General features: G+C 60.8%; 18 protein-coding genes. 14 read left to right on the forward strand and 4 right to left on the reverse strand.

The genetic code is table 11. The features are described 5' to 3' along the window. Positions 1–12 precede the first annotated feature (12 nt). Positions 13–1314 carry an adenylosuccinate lyase gene (purB, locus tag ASE36_RS09425; RefSeq protein ID WP_062278572.1) on the forward strand — a complete coding sequence of 434 codons (1302 nt, stop codon included), beginning with the start codon at positions 13–15 and terminating at the stop codon, positions 1312–1314. Between the two features lie 66 nt (positions 1315–1380). On the opposite strand, the gene ASE36_RS09430 is transcribed toward purB, so the two are convergent. Continuing rightward, positions 1381–2187 (reverse strand): DUF2189 domain-containing protein, encoded by an 807-nt coding sequence (locus ASE36_RS09430; RefSeq protein WP_062278574.1) that lies wholly within the window; start codon positions 2185–2187, stop codon positions 1381–1383. 321 nt (positions 2188–2508) lie between these two features. Between ASE36_RS09430 and ASE36_RS09435 the strand changes: the two genes are divergently transcribed. Beyond that, on the forward strand, positions 2509–3057 hold the full coding sequence (locus ASE36_RS09435; RefSeq protein WP_062278576.1) for an alpha/beta hydrolase: 549 nt from the start codon (positions 2509–2511) through the stop codon (positions 3055–3057). A gap of 262 nt (positions 3058–3319) precedes the next feature. Next, positions 3320–5719, forward strand: coding sequence for a putative bifunctional diguanylate cyclase/phosphodiesterase (locus ASE36_RS09440; protein ID WP_082510996.1), 2400 nt, complete (start codon positions 3320–3322; stop codon positions 5717–5719). A 34-nt stretch (positions 5720–5753) separates the two neighbouring features. Here the strand turns inward: ASE36_RS09440 and ASE36_RS09445 are convergent, their stop codons facing one another. Then, positions 5754–6068, reverse strand: coding sequence for a DUF1476 domain-containing protein (locus ASE36_RS09445; protein ID WP_062278578.1), 315 nt, complete (start codon positions 6066–6068; stop codon positions 5754–5756). A gap of 243 nt (positions 6069–6311) precedes the next feature. Between ASE36_RS09445 and purC the strand changes: the two genes are divergently transcribed. Genes purC through ASE36_RS09470 form a run of 5 tightly spaced genes read left to right on the forward strand, consistent with a single transcriptional unit; the run spans position 6312 to position 8731 of the window. Further along, a complete protein-coding gene (gene purC / locus ASE36_RS09450; RefSeq protein WP_062278580.1) occupies positions 6312–7076 on the forward strand; it encodes a phosphoribosylaminoimidazolesuccinocarboxamide synthase in 765 nt (254 codons plus the stop codon). Between the two features lie 18 nt (positions 7077–7094). Then, positions 7095–7337, forward strand: a complete 243-nt coding sequence (gene purS / locus ASE36_RS09455; protein ID WP_062278582.1) for a phosphoribosylformylglycinamidine synthase subunit PurS — start codon at positions 7095–7097, stop codon at positions 7335–7337. Between the two features lie 19 nt (positions 7338–7356). Then, on the forward strand, positions 7357–7614 hold the full coding sequence (locus tag ASE36_RS09460; protein ID WP_062278583.1) for a hypothetical protein: 258 nt from the start codon (positions 7357–7359) through the stop codon (positions 7612–7614). After that, the gene (gene purQ, locus ASE36_RS09465) at positions 7611–8282 is read left to right on the forward strand and encodes a phosphoribosylformylglycinamidine synthase subunit PurQ (protein WP_062278584.1); all 672 of its coding nucleotides are present in this window, start codon (positions 7611–7613) and stop codon (positions 8280–8282) included. The genes ASE36_RS09460 and purQ overlap by 4 nt, the downstream gene beginning before the upstream one ends. Positions 8283–8341: 59 nt before the next feature. Further along, on the forward strand, positions 8342–8731 hold the full coding sequence (locus ASE36_RS09470) for a hypothetical protein (protein ID WP_062278586.1): 390 nt from the start codon (positions 8342–8344) through the stop codon (positions 8729–8731). On the opposite strand, the gene ASE36_RS23155 is transcribed toward ASE36_RS09470, so the two are convergent. Continuing rightward, positions 8732–9085, reverse strand: a complete 354-nt coding sequence (locus ASE36_RS23155) for a DUF1127 domain-containing protein (RefSeq protein ID WP_082511099.1) — start codon at positions 9083–9085, stop codon at positions 8732–8734. Here ASE36_RS23155 and ASE36_RS09480 point away from each other — a divergent pair. The 3 genes from ASE36_RS09480 (at position 9067) to ASE36_RS09490 (ending at position 13185) form a co-directional block, all read left to right on the forward strand. After that, positions 9067–10485: a PLP-dependent aminotransferase family protein gene (locus ASE36_RS09480; RefSeq protein WP_062278588.1), complete on the forward strand. Its 1419-nt coding sequence runs from the start codon at positions 9067–9069 to the stop codon at positions 10483–10485. The two genes, ASE36_RS23155 and ASE36_RS09480, sit on opposite strands and share 19 nt — an antisense overlap. 134 nt (positions 10486–10619) lie before the next feature. Next, positions 10620–12842, forward strand: coding sequence for a phosphoribosylformylglycinamidine synthase subunit PurL (purL, locus tag ASE36_RS09485; RefSeq protein WP_062278591.1), 2223 nt, complete (start codon positions 10620–10622; stop codon positions 12840–12842). A gap of 109 nt (positions 12843–12951) precedes the next feature. After that, positions 12952–13185 (forward strand): BolA/IbaG family iron-sulfur metabolism protein, encoded by a 234-nt coding sequence (locus tag ASE36_RS09490; protein ID WP_062278593.1) that lies wholly within the window; start codon positions 12952–12954, stop codon positions 13183–13185. 67 nt (positions 13186–13252) lie between these two features. Here ASE36_RS09490 and ASE36_RS09495 read toward each other — a convergent pair whose 3' ends face one another. Beyond that, the gene (locus ASE36_RS09495; RefSeq protein ID WP_062278596.1) at positions 13253–14395 is read right to left on the reverse strand and encodes a hypothetical protein; all 1143 of its coding nucleotides are present in this window, start codon (positions 14393–14395) and stop codon (positions 13253–13255) included. A gap of 121 nt (positions 14396–14516) precedes the next feature. On the opposite strand from ASE36_RS09495, the gene ASE36_RS09500 reads away from it, so the two are divergent. The 3 genes from ASE36_RS09500 (at position 14517) to ASE36_RS09510 (ending at position 16514) form a co-directional block, all read left to right on the forward strand. Next, positions 14517–14750, forward strand: coding sequence for a hypothetical protein (locus ASE36_RS09500; RefSeq protein ID WP_062278599.1), 234 nt, complete (start codon positions 14517–14519; stop codon positions 14748–14750). Between the two features lie 98 nt (positions 14751–14848). Then, a complete protein-coding gene (gene grxD, locus ASE36_RS09505; protein WP_062278601.1) occupies positions 14849–15181 on the forward strand; it encodes a Grx4 family monothiol glutaredoxin in 333 nt (110 codons plus the stop codon). 127 nt (positions 15182–15308) lie between these two features. Continuing rightward, positions 15309–16514 (forward strand): multidrug effflux MFS transporter, encoded by a 1206-nt coding sequence (locus ASE36_RS09510; RefSeq protein ID WP_062278603.1) that lies wholly within the window; start codon positions 15309–15311, stop codon positions 16512–16514. The last annotated feature ends 27 nt before the right edge of the window (positions 16515–16541 follow it).

Raw genomic sequence — 16541 nt, forward strand, 5'->3', positions numbered from 1 at the left:
AAGACGAGCCCGATGATCCCGCGTTACTCCCGGCCGGAAATGGTCGCCATCTGGTCCCCCGAAACCAAGTTCCGCATTTGGTTCGAAATCGAGGCCCATGCCTGCGACGCCCTCGCCGAACTCGGCGTGATCCCGAAGGAATCCGCCCGGATGATCTGGGAAAAGGGTGGCGCCGCCGAATTCGACGTGGCCCGCATCGACGAAATCGAGGCCGTCACCAAGCACGACGTCATCGCCTTCCTCACCCATCTCGCCGAGTTCATCGGCCCGGATAGCCGCTTCGTCCACCAGGGCATGACCTCCTCCGACGTGCTCGACACGACGCTCAACATCCAGCTGGTGCGCGCCGCAGACATTCTGCTGGCCGGCGTCGACCGCGTACTGGCAGCGCTCAAGGCCCGTGCTTTCGAACACAAGGACACGGTGCGCATCGGCCGCAGCCACGGCATCCATGCCGAGCCGACAACGATGGGCCTGACCTTCGCCCGCTTCTATGCCGAGATGGCCCGCAACCGCACGCGTCTCGTCAATGCCCGGGCCGAAGTTGCAACGGGTGCGATCTCCGGCGCCGTTGGCACCTTCGCCAATATCGATCCGCGCGTCGAAGAGCATGTCTGCGAAAAGCTCGGCCTCATCGCCGAGCCGATCTCGACCCAGGTCATTCCGCGTGATCGCCACGCGATGTTCTTCGCAACCCTCGGCGTCATCGCGTCGTCGATCGAAAACGTGGCGATCGAGATCCGCCACATGCAGCGCACGGAAGTGCTGGAAGCCGAAGAATTCTTCTCGCCCGGCCAGAAGGGCTCGTCGGCCATGCCGCACAAGCGCAACCCGGTGCTGACGGAAAATCTCACAGGCCTTGCCCGTCTGGTGCGTATGTCGGTTGTTCCGGCGCTGGAAAATGTGGCGCTGTGGCACGAGCGGGACATCAGCCATTCGAGCGTCGAACGCGCGATCGGCCCCGACACGACGATCACGCTCGACTTCGCTTTGAACCGCCTTGCCGGCGTCATCGAGAAGCTGGTGATCTACCCCGAAAACATGTTGAAGAACATGAACAAGTTCAAGGGCCTCGTGATGAGCCAGCGCGTGCTTCTGGCACTGACGCAAGCCGGGGTGTCGCGCGAAGACAGCTACCGTCTGGTCCAACGCAACGCCATGAAGGTCTGGGAAAAGGGTGCCGACTTCCTGGAAGAGCTGCTTGGCGACGCAGAAGTCCGCGCGGCACTCTCCGAAGAGGATATCCGCGAGAAATTCGACCTCGGCTATCACACCAAGCATGTCGACACGATCTTCAACCGCGTCTTCGGTTGAAACCTTTCAGGTCATCGTGACAATCGAGGCCCGACGGAGACGTCGGGCCTTTTTCGTTTCGAAGGGTCAGACGCGCGGTCGCGCCACCACCAGCTTGCGATAGAGGTGCCAGGTGGCGTGTCCGAGCACGGGCACGATGATCACCAGTCCGACCATCAGCGTCGCCATGCCGATGGCAAGCAGTCCGGCAACTAAGAGCCCCCAGACAGCAACCGGCACCGGGTTTGCAAGGCTTGCCCGGATTGAGGTGGAGACCGCGGTGACCGCGCCGACATCCCGGTCCAGCAACAGCGGGAAAGCCACGATGCTGACGACCAAGGCCACCAGCGCCAGCACGAAGCCCAGCCCGTTGCTCCAGATCAGGAATTCTGTGGCATTGGGATGGTTGAAGACACCGGACATGAAATTGAACACGCCGGGCGCGAGATTATCGCTGATCATCGTGTCGTAGAGACCGCGCGCCAGGAACAGCCAGACCATGAAGATCAGAAGCAGTCCAATGCTCATCATCAAAAGAGACGGCAGCGAGGGCGACCTGAGGATCGCCGGCACCTGGGCCCAGCTTGCGTCTTCGCCAAGCTCGCGCCGACGGCTGATCTCCATCAGGCCCAGCGCCAGAAGCGGGCCGAGCAGGGCAAAGCCCGTCAGCAACGGGTAGACCATCGGCAACAGCTCGGCACCGGCGCTCCAGGCAATCATGATCGCGCCTGCCAGCGGGTAGATCAGGGCTACGAATGCATAATGCGACGGCTTTTCGCGAAAATCGTCATAGCCTTTGGCAAGCGCATCGAACACGTCGGCCACCGAAATCCGGCGGATGTCGGGCCGCTCCAGAAGTCCGGCCGGGCCGGTCAAAACATGAAAAGTCGACATTCTCACTTCCTCCTCGAATTCCCAGGAATTGCAGACTGCAAAGTGAAAAGCACGATGACGGCATCCTCCCGATGCCGTGGACCGAAACGAGCGAAGGACGGCAGAAGCGGCCCCAACGGTGATCGGTTCCTCAGGATGTCCTGCGTTTTGCGGCAGTCATCTGCGATATCATATCACTGCCGCGCCCTTATGTCGCGTCTGTCCCGACGGGTGCACTGGATCGTGATATGGGCCGCCATAGCGCCTGCCAAGCCCGGATTTTTTAACGCCTGCCGACACCGAAACCTTGACGTTGGGCATCCCGAAACGCAGATAGGCGCCATGAAAGTCTCAGACGTCGATATCCTCATCGTTCCCGGTTACACCAATTCCGGCCCCGACCACTGGCAGAGCCGGTGGGAGCAGAAGCTGTCGACCGCGCGCCGCGTCGAACAGGCTGAATGGTCGAAACCTGTTCGCGAGGACTGGGTCGCCCGTGTCGTCGAGGAGGTCAATGCCTCCACGCGGCCCGTCGTTCTTGTTGCCCATTCACTGGGCGTGCCGACGGTGATCCATGCTATCCCGGACCTGAAGCAGAAGGTGGTCGGCGCCTTCCTCGTCGCCCCGCCCGACGTTGCGAACTCCGAAATCCGTCCGAAGCACCTGATGACCTTCGGCCCCTATCCGCGCGATCCCCTGCCCTTCCCGTCGATCACCATTGCCAGCCGCAACGATCCCTTCGGCGAGTATGCCCATGCCGAAGACATCGCCAATGCCTGGGGGTCGATGCTGATCGACGCGGGAGAATCCGGACATCTCAATGCGGATTCCGGTCACGGACCCTGGCCCGAAGGAACGATGGTGTTTGCCCAGTTCCTGAGCCGCCTGTAAGGGGGCAAGGATCAGGCACAGGTGGAAGATTGCCATCGCGTTAAGGCACTCACCCTTGCTGCGGTCAGACCGGTTAAGCGCTTCTTAAGTTAAGCAACCTACTGTTTTGGGCAGCTTCCAGGTCCAGAGCACGATTTTGCGTAACAGCGCTATAGTTACAAAAGCCCAATCCATCGACGGGAGCAGCCTGACGCTCTCTGACCTTGCATGGCCCTCTGCTTGGCTTACCTCCGAGGGCAATCTCCAGCACCCCAACCCGCCCATGGAGCGGTGGCTCGCCGAGACGGGCATCGGCGCGGATAATCTTTTCCAGTTTCTCGATCTCGACGGCGGAGCCGCACTGCGTCTGGCCATTGCCCGCCTGATGGCCTCGGGCGAGCCCGTTCGCACGGAACTCCGGCTCACCGGAACGAGAACCCACTTCGTCATTGCCTCTCTCTCGTTGCGATCAGCCACTTCCGGCGCACGCACCATCCTCCTGCAGTTCGCCGACATCACGCCGTTGAAGGATGAGCTGGAGGATCTTGCCATCCGCGAGAGCCGGTGGAACCACGCACTCGTCTCCTCCGCCTCCGGAGTGTGGGATCAGCGCATCACCGGCGACTACTACTATTCAGACACCTGGCGCCGAATCCGCGGCATGGAACCGGAAGACCCCATACCGCCGACGACGGAAGCCTGGCTCGAATCGGTCCACCCCCACGACCGGGACCACGTCGTGCACTGCATCGAAAGGCAGAACGCAGGCGATCCCGATTATCTGACCTTCCAATACCGCGAACGTCATCGCGATGGCCACTACATCTGGATCGAATGCCGCGGCGCCTGCATTGAGACCGACAATGAAGGTTGCGCCCTTCGCATCACCGGGACCGACACCGACGTAACGGCACGCAAGGCGCAAGAAGAATGGCAGGAAGGCCTGTCAAGGCGCCTGCGGCTGGCGCTGGACATCTCCCGCATCGGCGTTTTCGAAACCGACTTCGATTCCGGCACTAGCGTCTGGGACGACGCCATGCGGCGGATCTTCGAGGTCGAAACGAAAGACGACATCCGAATTGGGCATCTTTGGGAAGAGAAGCTCCACCCCGCAGACCGAGAACGGGTGCTCGCCAACGTTTCGAAACGCATCGAGGCGCGGGAACCGTTCACCGACGACTACAGGATCATCGCTCTGGACGGCAGCACCCGCTACATTCGCGCAAACAGCCTGCCATACGTCGATCACGACGGCCGGCTGAAAATGATCGGCGTGAACTGGGACGTGACCGAAGACAGACGCCTTCGCGAGGAACTCGAGCAGCAGAAGGCGCTCGCCGAAGCCCGCAACGTCGAATTGGAACGCACGCGTCTGGCAGCCGAACAATCGGCCCTGCATGATTATCTGACCGGCCTGCCCAATCGTCGTTTCCTCGAAAGCGAGATCGACGCCTGGCGCGCCGCGCCCGAACTCGACCGCAAGGGGATCGCTGTTCTCCACATCGATCTCGATCGCTTCAAGCAGATCAACGACACGCTCGGCCACAGCGCCGGCGATGCCATGCTCAAACATGCGGCGCAGACGCTTCGGGAAAACATCCGAGCGGGCGACTTTGCAGCACGCATCGGCGGCGATGAATTCGTGCTCCTGGTCGAGTTCGATGGATCCTGCGATCCCCTCGCCGACATTGCGAACCGCATCATCGAGGCTATGCGCCAGCCGATCTCCTTCAACGGCCATGAATGCCGATTCGGCGCCAGCATAGGCATCGCCTACTCCAGCGACCATCTCGCCGACCCGCGCCAGCTGCTGCAGAATGCCGATATCGCGCTCTACAATGCCAAGAACCTTGGGCGAAATCGCTTCGAATTTTACAAGCCGTCAAGCCGCAGCACGCTCGTCGACGCCCATCGCCTTTCCGACGAATTGCTCCGCGGCCTCGAGCGCGACGAGATCATTCCCTTTTATCAGCTGCAATTCGACGCCCGTACCCGGGAAATCGCCGGCGCCGAATGTCTGGCGCGCTGGCGCCATCCCGTCCACGGCATCCTGGGACCGGACCGTTTTCTCGCCGTCGCAGAGGATTGCGGTGTACTCGCCCAGATCGACCGGATCATTCTTGAGAAATCCCTTCAAGACGTGGCACGCTGGAATGCACTCGACCTGCACCTGCCGAAGATCTCCGTCAACGTCTCGGCACGTCGACTGAACGATCCTGATCTGGCGCAGGGCTTGTCGAAACTCGATATCAAGCCGGGCACGGTGTCCTTCGAGCTCTTGGAAAGCGTCTTCCTCGATCGCCAGGACGAAGTGGTGCGCACCAATCTTGCGACGCTACGCCGTTTGGCCATTGGCATTGAAATCGACGATTTTGGTACCGGCCATGCGTCAATCGTCGGGCTTTTGAACCTGAAGCCGGGAACGCTGAAGATTGACCGTCAACTGATCGAGCACCTGCCGGAAAGCCAGGAGCAGCGGGTGTTGGTCATGTCGATCATTCAGATCGCGCGGTCACTGAAGATCAAGGTCGTGGCGGAAGGCGTTGAGACGGAGGAGCATGCCCGCATCCTCAAGCGTCTCGGCTGCGATGTTCTGCAGGGCTATGGGCTTGCCCGACCGACGGATTTTTCCGAGACGACCCGCCGATTGCAGGCGCAAAGAAAATCCGTCCAGACCGCTTAGCCTGGACGGATGAAGTCCACTTGAGACCGAAGGCTCAGGAATTCTGGATCTGATCGATCGCCTGGCCGAGAAACTCGACCATCTTGGCCCGCAATTCTTCGTCGGTAATCGACACGCCACCGGCCGACAGATCGGCTTTCAGCTTGCGCAGCACGTCTTCATCGCCAGCTTCTTCGAAATCCGATGCGACGACTTCCTTGGCATAGGCGTCCGGATCGGCCTTGCCGAGCAGGCCGGCAGCCCAGAGCCCGATCAGCTTGTTGCGACGCGCTTCAGCCTTGAAGCGAAGCTCCTGATCATGTGCGAACTTGTTTTCGAACGCCTTTTCGCGATCACTCATGCCGCTCATCTTGTTCTCCCGTATTGTGCCGTCGTTGTGCGGTGACGTTTCCCCATTAATCAAAAGGGAGTACAAAGTGCAATGCAAAGTTCCGCGATTCCGGGTGAGTCTCCGCTGACGCGACCTTTTGGCAGGAAGGGGTGATCTGCGCATTGTGAAAACCGAGGTTTTCCGTTAAGGGACCGCCTTAAAGATCGATCCACTGCATCTGCGCCGAGAGCGCCGGGATGCCAACAACAGAGAAAACCACCCATGAACCGTCGCCGCCGCGTTTACGAGGGCAAGGCAAAGATCCTCTATGAGGGGCCTGAGCCCGGCACGCTGATCCAGTTCTTCAAGGACGATGCAACGGCATTCAACAAGAAGAAGCACGAAGTCATCGACGGAAAAGGCGTTCTGAACAACCGCATCTCCGAATACGTCTTCACGCATCTGAACAAGATCGGCATCCCGACCCATTTCATCCGCCGCATGAACATGCGCGAGCAGCTGATCAAGGAAGTCGAGATCATCCCGCTTGAAATCGTCGTGCGCAATGTGGCCGCCGGCTCGCTCTCCACGCGTCTGGGCATCGAGGAAGGCGTGGTTCTACCGCGCTCTATCATCGAGTTCTACTACAAGTCTGACGCGCTGGCCGATCCCATGGTGTCGGAAGAGCACATCACCGCCTTCGGCTGGGCAAACCCTGCTGAACTCGATGACATCATGGCGCTCGCCATCCGCGTCAACGACTTCCTCTCCGGTCTCTTCCTCGGCATCGGCATCCAGCTCGTGGATTTCAAGATCGAATGCGGCCGTCTCTACGAGGGCGACATGATGCGCATCATCCTGGCCGATGAGATCTCGCCGGACAATTGCCGCCTGTGGGACATCGAGACCCGAGAGAAGCTGGACAAGGATCGCTTCCGCCACGATATGGGCGGGCTCCTGGAAGCCTATCAGGAAGTCGCCAAGCGCCTCGGCATCATCAACGAAAACGAGCCCCTGCGCGGCACGGGCCCGGTTCTGGTCAAGTAAGTTTTGGAGAGAGTAGAAGTGATCAAGGCACGCGTCACCGTCACCCTGAAGAACGGCGTCCTCGACCCCCAGGGCAAGGCCATCGAAGGCGCCCTTGGCGCGCTCGGCTTCGACGGCGTGGGCCAGGTTCGCCAGGGCAAGGTATTCGACCTCGAAGTCGAAGGCTCCGACAAGGCCAAGGCCGAAGCCGACCTGAAAGCCATGTGCGAAAAGCTCCTCGCCAACACGGTAATCGAGAATTATACTATCTCCATCGCCTGAGGGTTGAAGGAGAGACGCGATGGCTGAGGTGACCAGCGAATTGATGTTCGAGCTGTTGAAGAAGCTCAATCAGAGATTTGACAAGGTGGACTTTGCCATCAGTGAGTTGCGCGCCGACAATCAGACAATGCGCGCGCAAATTCATGCGCTGCAGGGAGACATCAACAACCTGCGCGCCACAGTCGGACACTTTGAAAGCCGGCTAGACCGCATCGACAATCGCCTGGAGCTGCGGGAGTTCCAGGAAGCCCAGCTAAGGTTTGAGCCCCAGCCATGAAATCAGCCGTCGTCCAGCTCCCAGGCCTCAATCGTGACCGTGACATGATCGCGGCGCTGACCAAGATCTCCGGCCACGCGCCTGTCACCATCTGGCAGACCGAAACCGAGATCCCGGATGTCGACCTGATCGTCATCCCCGGCGGCTTCTCCTATGGCGACTATCTTCGCTGCGGCGCGATTGCAGCCCGCATGCCGGTCATGCAGGCAATCAAGGAAAAGGCTGAACAGGGCGTGAAGGTCATCGGCGTCTGCAACGGCTTCCAGATCCTCGTCGAAGCCGGCATGCTGCCAGGCGCCCTGATGCGCAACCAGTCGCTGAAGTTCGTCTGCAAGGAAATCAAGCTGGAAGTCGTCAACGCCGATACCGACTTCACCCGCGCCTATGCCAAGGGCCAGATCATCCGCTGCCCGGTTGCCCACCACGACGGCAACTACTTCGCTGACGCGGAAACGCTGAAGACGATCGAAGGCAATGGTCAGGTCGTGTTCCGCTACGCCGAGGGCACCAACCCGAACGGGTCGATGAGTGACATCGCCGGCGTTGTGAATGCCAAGGGCAACGTGCTTGGTATGATGCCGCACCCGGAAAACCTGATCGAGGCCGCGCATGGTGGCAATGACGGTCGCGGCATCTTCGCCTCGGCACTGGACGTCATTGCAGCCTGAGGTAAGATTCGCTTAACCTTGCGAATGTTAGAGAGGCGGCACACAGCCGAAAGATCGCCATGCGCCGCCTCAGCTTATCCATCGTCATAATTGCCGTCGCAGCGCTTTCGGCCTGCAAATCAGACACACCACCGCCACGCCCGGCATCTGGTCAATCAGCGCTGGACGTCATGGAACTGGTTGCCGTCGGCGCCAATCGCTGCTGGTTCAAGTCCGGCGATCCGGCCTTCAAGGCCTATTCGCTCGCCCCCGAACTCACCTCCTTCTCCGGTCGCCCCCGCATCCTGATCGTTCGCAAGGGCTCCAGCGACATCCGCCCGTTGCTGGTGGTTCAGGCCGAGGGCAAGCCAGCGCGGCTTGATGCCTTTGGGCCGATGATGGGCGAGGCGCTAGCGCCACGCATCCGCGCCGACGTTGTCCGTTGGGCAAAAGGCTCCAAGGACTGCTGATCAGAGCGGCGGCAAACACGCCCGGTCCAGGCGCACCATCAGGCTCTTGCCCGCTTCGCGCCGCGCTTCATGCTCACTCAAGCCAATATCTCTCAACTGATCTTCGGTGAGGTTGGCGAGCGACTGCCGCGAGCGGGAGCAACTGGACCATCCCCGAAGATGCCGTATGAACGCGGACCACCCGCTCACCAACGTGGCCAGCCTCGACGCGGATTGTACGGCCGGCGAGGGAATTGTATCTATTGTCATCACAGCACCCCTGCAGTATTCATATCTAGCGTGATTACGACGTATGAATTGACTCTTGCGCAGTGACAATATAGAGAATTGTCCCCATGACAAACTGGCTTCCATCCCTCACCACCGGCCACGGCCCACTCTATGTTCGGATCGCCGACGAGGCCGAAAGAGCAATCAAGTCAGGCGCTTTGCTGCAGGGCACGAAACTCCCGCCGCAGCGGGATCTGGCCTACGACGTCGGGGTGACAATAGGGACAATATCTCGCGCCTATGCCCTTTTACGGGAACGGGGGCTGGTCAGTGGCGAAGTGGGACGAGGCACCTATGTGCAGGCGGACACCAGAGACCCGTCGACGGCACCGCGCGATCCGGTGACAATCAACTATGGCGGAACACGCGCGATCACGCCACCGCCCGGCAAGCTGCGCTTCGACACGACGGCTGCGATCGACGTGGGACAGGCCGAGATCGTCGGGCGGGTTATGACGGAGATCGCCGCCGCGCATCCCTCTGAGATTTCCAGCTACACCCGCACGCTCTCTCCCGACTGGCAGGAGGCGGGCAGGCAGTGGCTGTCCAACGGCAACTGGTCGCCAGAGGCTTCACAGATCCTGCCGCAGATGGGTGTTCATGCCGGCATCAACGCCGTCATCGCAGCCGTTACCGGCACAGGCGATCGCGTCGTCTGCGAACACCTGACCTATTCCCAGGTGTCACGCAGCGCCATGCTCATGGGCCGCCAGATCGCGCTCGTTGATTCGGATGCGGACGGCATCCTTCCGGAAGACTTCGAACGCGTCTGCGCCCGCGAGCATCCGAAAGCCGCCTTCATCATGTCGTCCGGTCAGAACCCGACGCTCGCCTGCCTGCCGCTCTCGCGCCGCAAAGACATCGTCGCCATCGCGCGCAAATACAATGTCTGGCTGATCGAGGACTATCTTTATGGCGGGATGATCGGCGACTGGATTCCACTGCTGGCGGAACTTGCGCCAGACCGCACCTTTCTGCTCAACGGCCTGTCGAAATCGGTGGCAGCCGGTGTTCGCGGCGGCTGGGTCGCCTGCCCGCCCCATATGAGCCAGCGTGTGCGGGTTACCCAGAAGATGGTGAGCGGCGGCCTGCCCTTCCTGCTGGCCGAACTCTCTGCAAGGCTGGTGCTGTCAGGCGCTGCCGGTGAAATCCGGGGCAAGGTCCTGGCCGAAATCGGCTTGCGCGAAGCGGTGGTTCGCGAGCTTTTCGGCGGCAAGGAATTCCGCTCCCATTCTCGCCTGCCCTTCTTCTGGCTGAAACTTCCCGAGCCCTGGATGTCCGGCACCTTCAAGCAGGCCGTTCTCGATGCCAATGTGCTGATCGACGATGAGGACGAGTTCAAGCCGGCGCGCTCTTCCCGTGTCTACCACCACGTCCGTGTCGGCTTCAGCGAAGGCCGGGACCGATCGATAGCCATCGAAGGCCTGAAAACAGTCCGGCGTATCCTCGACCAGTCCCCGCTCGGCACAAGCGCCTTCGTCTGACCATCCCACATGCGATGACGCTCCCCGGGAAAGCGGCGGGAAAGGCCTGATTGCGCGCATTTTTCAAGTGCGCCGGGCGCAGGCTTGCGTTATAGCCTGCCTCGAAACCGATCTCCCATTTCCCTGAGAGCCAGATGACCGTTTCCAACTCCCGTCCCATCACCGCAGAATTGATCGCAAGCCACGGCCTGAAGCCCGACGAATACGATCGCATCCTGAACCTGATCGGACGTGAGCCGACCTTCACCGAGCTCGGCATCTTCTCGGCGATGTGGAATGAGCACTGCTCCTACAAGTCCTCCAAGAAGTGGCTGAAGACGCTGCCGACCAAGGGTCCGCGCGTGATCCAGGGCCCAGGTGAAAACGCCGGCGTGGTCGACATCGATGACGGCGACGTCGTGGTCTTCAAGATGGAGAGCCACAACCACCCATCTTATATCGAACCTTATCAGGGAGCTGCGACCGGCGTCGGCGGCATCCTGCGCGACGTCTTCACCATGGGCGCGCGCCCGGTGGCGGCGATGAACGCCCTGCGCTTCGGCGCGCCTGACCATCCGAAGACCAAGCATCTGGTGGCTGGCGTCGTTGCCGGCGTCGGCGGTTACGGCAATTCCTTTGGCGTGCCCACAGTTGGCGGTGAAGTCGAATTCGACGCCCGCTACAACGGCAACATCCTGGTCAACGCTTTCGCCGCCGGCCTTGCCAAGGCCGATGGCATCTTCCTGTCGGAAGCCAAGGGCGTCGGCCTTCCCGTCGTCTATCTCGGTGCCAAGACCGGCCGCGATGGTGTTGGCGGCGCTACCATGGCGTCCGCAGAATTCGACGAGTCGATCGAAGAGAAGCGCCCGACCGTCCAAGTCGGCGACCCCTTCACCGAAAAATGCCTTCTCGAAGCCTGCCTTGAGCTGATGCAGACCGGCGCCGTCATCGCCATCCAGGACATGGGCGCTGCCGGCCTTACCTGCTCGGCGGTCGAAATGGGCGCAAAGGGCGGCCTCGGCATCGAGCTGCAGCTCGACAAGGTGCCGGTGCGCGAAGAGCGCATGACGGCCTATGAAATGATGCTGTCGGAGAGCCAGGAGCGCATGCTCATGGTGCTCGAACCGTCCAAGGAAGAAGTCGCCAAGGCGATCTTCGTCAAGTGGGGTCTCGACTTCGCGATCGTCGGCTACACCACAGACGACCTGCGCTTCCGCGTCATTCATCAGGGCGAGGAAGTTGCGAACCTGCCGATTAAGGAACTCGGCGACGAGGCTCCGGAATACGACCGTCCCTGGATCGAGCCCAAGACCCCTGCCCCGCTCGCCGAAAACGATATCCCAGCCAGCGACGTCGCAGACGCGCTTCTGAAGCTGGTCGGCTCAGCCAACAATTCCTCGCGCCGCTGGGTCTACGAACAGTATGACACGCTGATCCAGGGCAATTCGCTGCAGCTTCCGGGCGGTGATGCCGGCGTCATCCGCGTCGAAGGCCACTCGACCAAGGCGCTCGCCTTCTCCTCCGACGTCACGCCTCGTTACGTCGAGGCCGATCCCTTCGAAGGCGGCAAGCAGGCGGTGGCCGAATGCTGGCGCAACATCACGGCGACCGGGGCTCTGCCGCTCGCGGCCACCGACAATCTGAACTTCGGCAATCCGGAACGCCCTGAGATCATGGGCCAGTTCGTCTTTGCCATCAAAGGCATCGGCGAGGCCTGCAAGGCGCTCGACTTCCCGATCGTCTCGGGCAATGTCTCGCTCTACAACGAGACCAATGGCCAGGGCATCCTGCCGACCCCGACGATTGCCGGCGTTGGCCTGATGACGGACTGGAAGAAGATGGCCCGCATCCGCTTTGCGGCTCAGGGTGAGGCGATCCTGCTCGCCGGCGCGCCGTCCGGCTGGGGCATGCATCTCGGCCAGTCGGTCTACCTGCGCGACATCCACGGCCGCACCGATGGCCCCGCCCCGAATGTCGATCTGGCGCATGAGAAGAAGGTCGGCGAGTTCGTCCGTGGCCTGATCAATGATGGTCTGGCAACTGCCGTCCACGACTGCTCCTCGGGCGGCCTCGGCCTTGCCGTGGCCGAAATGGCGATGGCATCCGGTATCGGCGCGCATATCAACGCCGTGAACGATGCAAACCCGATCGCCGTCTTCTATGGCGAAGATCAGGGCCGCTATGTCCTTACGGTCGCTGAAGAGAATGTTGACCAGGTGCAGGTCCGCGCCGAAGCCGCAGGCGTCTTCTGCCCGTGGATTGGTCGCACCGGCGGCACCAATGTTGTGCTCGGCGACGCCAAGCCGGTTGCCGTGGAAGAGTTGCAGAAGGCGCATGAAGGCTGGTTCCCAGCCCTGATGGAAGGCGAATTGGCATAACGCCGTCGATGCCTGTGGAGCGTGGGGTAGGCTCGACCTACCCCATTGAAACGCTTCGGCGAATGCACGATAGTTCTCGCATTGCTGATTTGCGTGAGGGATCCGTTACATGCCAATGAAACCGGGCGACATCGAAGACATGATCAAGGCTGGCATTCCGGGAGCAAAGGTCGTCATCCGCGATCTCGCCGGAGACGGTGATCACTACGCTGCCGAGGTTGTCGCCGAGGCCTTTCGCGGCAAGAGCCGGGTGCAGCAGCATCAGATGGTCTATGACGCCTTGAAGGGCAATATGGGCGGCGTTCTGCACGCCCTGGCATTGCAGACCAGCATCCCTGAATAGCCGGCAATCATGCTGAAGATGCGAGCCTGCCGTGATCACGGCAGGCTTTGTCATTTGATGCCGTCCGTCAGAAAACCGGTGGCTGGGTGGCCTTAAGATTGGCAAAAGCGAGCGCTGGCAGCGGTCCGGCGGTCATCAGCGTGAAGTCGTAGCCGCTCTTCTGGTCAGGACCGAGAACATACTGCCGATGCATGCGCAGGAAATCGCGGCGGTTCTTCGCGTAGCGTTCCGCCGACATGGCATGTTTGAAGCGAACAAAGGCGAGCTTCGGCTGCGGCGCATCGGGATGGCCGGAAAGCGCGACCGTGTGGCACTTGTAGAGATGGATGGGGTCGGTCAGACACTGGATGTCGAACCAATCGATCTCAGCATGGCGCGCCACAAGCCCGATCCGGCTGCGCAACACCGTCGCCCCTGAAAGCAAGCTGCACTGCAGGGCAGCGCCGCCAAGAGTGACAAAGGTGATGCGACGTCCGGCAGGAAGCGTGGGGTTCCGCTCGATCAGGCGTCCAACCACGGAGAGCGCGAGGCTCGCACCCATGCTGTGAGACGTCACCAATATCTCGTCAGCGGATGTGGCGAGCGCCCGTTCGGCGCGGTCAGTCTGACGTTCAATCCAGGCTGCGACCTCTGACCGATTTTCGGCGATGGCGACCGCCAGTCGCCAGTCCGCCAGCAGATGCAGGACATGATAGCGATCAGAAAACCGCATCCAGCCATACCGGAAGAAGGCATAGCCGATCGGCAAGGACAGGAGGAGCCAAAACGGGTTGAGATCCAAGGTCACGGGCAAGACTGCGATCTCGAGCCCGATCACGGCTCCAAGCGCAAGGAACAGATACGGAAAGAGGAAGAACAGTGCGAATCGCCAGGCGTGACGGAAATAGGCCGCCGCCGCTCCTTGTTTTATGACGGAAAATCCGGCGGCATAACCGGCGGCGATCTGGCGCCAGACGCTATCGCGGCGCAGATCCGTGATCAGGTCATTGTGATCGAAGACATGGATCTCGCTCTGCGTCGTCCAGCCAGCGGCCGCTGCATGAACACTGAAGTTTGCGTCCGCCGGGGAATCCAGCAGCGGACCAACGTCGAAGCGACAGTCCCAGACTTGTGCCGCCTGGGCCGCAGATCGCTGATATCGCTGTCGATGCGCCTCGGCATCCAGGGGTTCGAAACCCGGAAAATGCAGGACGACGCGGCTGTTGATCATTGTGGTGGTCACTCGGTTCGCGGCAGTTCGGCCGCAGGCAGCGCTTGCTAGACGAGAATGGCGCTGATTAAAAGAAGAAAGGGAACGAAAAGCTGCAAACTCGCCGGGAGGGCATGAATCGATGGCTGATCTGGTATCCGATATCGTCAAGAACGTCGTCGAAGGCGTGCTGAAAGAGATCCTGAAAAAGCCGGCGAGCAAACGAACCACCCGGCGCAAACAGCCGACACGCTCATCGACGACCGGCCGCTTCGTAAAGAAGAAGGCAAAGGCGAAGCGGGTGTCGACCGCACCCAAGAAGCAGCAGAGCCGCCGCCGCACTGCGGCCAAGCGGAGCCGTCAGCGCACATCCTGACACTGAGGCGGCTTACGCCACTGGCAAAATCAGTTTCCTCTTGCTATCTGTAGCGCATGCGAACCTGCCGCCTTGACCGGCATGTGAAAGGATAAGACATGAGCGCCCACGAATTCATCGACAACGAAGTAAAGACCAATGATGTGGTCCTGTTCATGAAGGGCAGCCCGCAGTTCCCGCAATGCGGTTTTTCGGGTCAGGTCGTCCAGATCCTCGATTATCTCGGCGTGGACTACAAGGGCGTCAACGTGCTCGCCGACATGGAAATCCGTGAGGGCATCAAGCAGTATTCCAACTGGCTGACCATCCCGCAGCTCTACATCAAGGGCGAATTCGTCGGTGGTTGCGACATCGTCCGCGAAATGTTTCAGGCGGGCGAGCTTCAGAAGCATTTTGAAGACCAGGGCATCGCCGTCCGCGGCGCTGCCTGACCATCCGCCGAGAGGCATTTCCATTCCAAGGCTGACTAGGCGTTGCCCCGGGCAACGCCTTTTGGCCGTTTAAGGGTAATTTACTGTGTCAGAAGCATTACAGTCCGCGCAAAAGGCGCTGGGCAAGATGGGCCGTGCCGAATTCATTGCGATGATGGCCTTTCTGATGGCGCTGAATGCGCTTGCCATCGACATCATGCTCCCCGGTCTCCAGGAGATCGGGGCAGCACTCAACGTCGAAAACGAAAATCACCGCCAGTATGTCGTCTCCGCCTATCTGATTGGTTTCGGCTTTGCCCAGCTCTTCTATGGCCCGATCGCCGACCGCTTCGGCCGCCGCATGCCGATGATCGTCGGGCTGGGCATTTACGTCGTCTCCTCGCTTGCCGTGGTCTTCGTTCCCTCCTTCGGCATGCTTCTGCTCCTGCGCTTCATCCAGGGCATCGGCTCGGCCGCGACCCGCGTCATCACGGTCTCGATCGTCCGTGACGTCTTCGGTGGCCGGCAGATGGCGGAAGTGATGTCGCTGATCATGATGGTCTTCATGGTGATCCCGGTCGTTGCCCCCGGCACCGGTCAGGTCATCATGCTGTTCGGCGACTGGCACTGGATCTTCGTGTTCATGGCGGTGATCGCGCTGATCATTGGGACCTGGATGTATATCCGCCTTCCCGAAACGCTGGCGCCTGAGGATGTCAGGGCCTTCACGCCGAAGGTCATCCTCGACGGCTTCAGCATTGTTCTGACCAACCGCGTGGCACTATGCTACACGCTGGCCAGCACCTTCATCTTCGGCGCGCTGTTCGGCTTCATCAATTCGGCCCAGCAGATCTATGTGGGCATTTACGGCCTTGGCGTCTGGTTCCCAGTCGCCTTTGCCGCCGTTGCATTGTTCATGGCGCTCTCCTCCTTCGTCAACTCCCGGCTGGTCGGACGGTTCGGCATGCGCAAGCTTTCGCATGCTTCTCTGCTCGGCTTCATCGTCATCAATGCCGTGTGGCTCTTGATCCAGGTCGTCGGCCCGCAGCCGATGCCATTCGCTCTGTTCCTGAGCTTCTTTGCGCTCGCGATGTTCCAGTTCGGCTGGATCGGATCGAACTTCAACTCGCTGGCCATGGAACCGCTCGGCCATGTCGCCGGCACGGCGTCCTCGGTCCTTGGCTTCATGGGCACAATCGGTGGCTCGTTGATCGGCGCGGCCATCGGTCAGGCCTTCGACGGCACGGCACTTCCCATGGTCACGGGTTTCTTTGTGGTCGGATTCATCGGCCTGATCTTCGTCCTGATCGGCGAGAAGGGCCGCCTGTTCCACGCGCAAAACAAGCCGGTGTGACGAACTGAAAGAGATGAGAAAAAGCAA

Source organism: Rhizobium sp. Root274 (genome assembly GCF_001429245.1).
Classification (GTDB): Bacteria; Pseudomonadota; Alphaproteobacteria; order Rhizobiales; family Rhizobiaceae; genus Allorhizobium.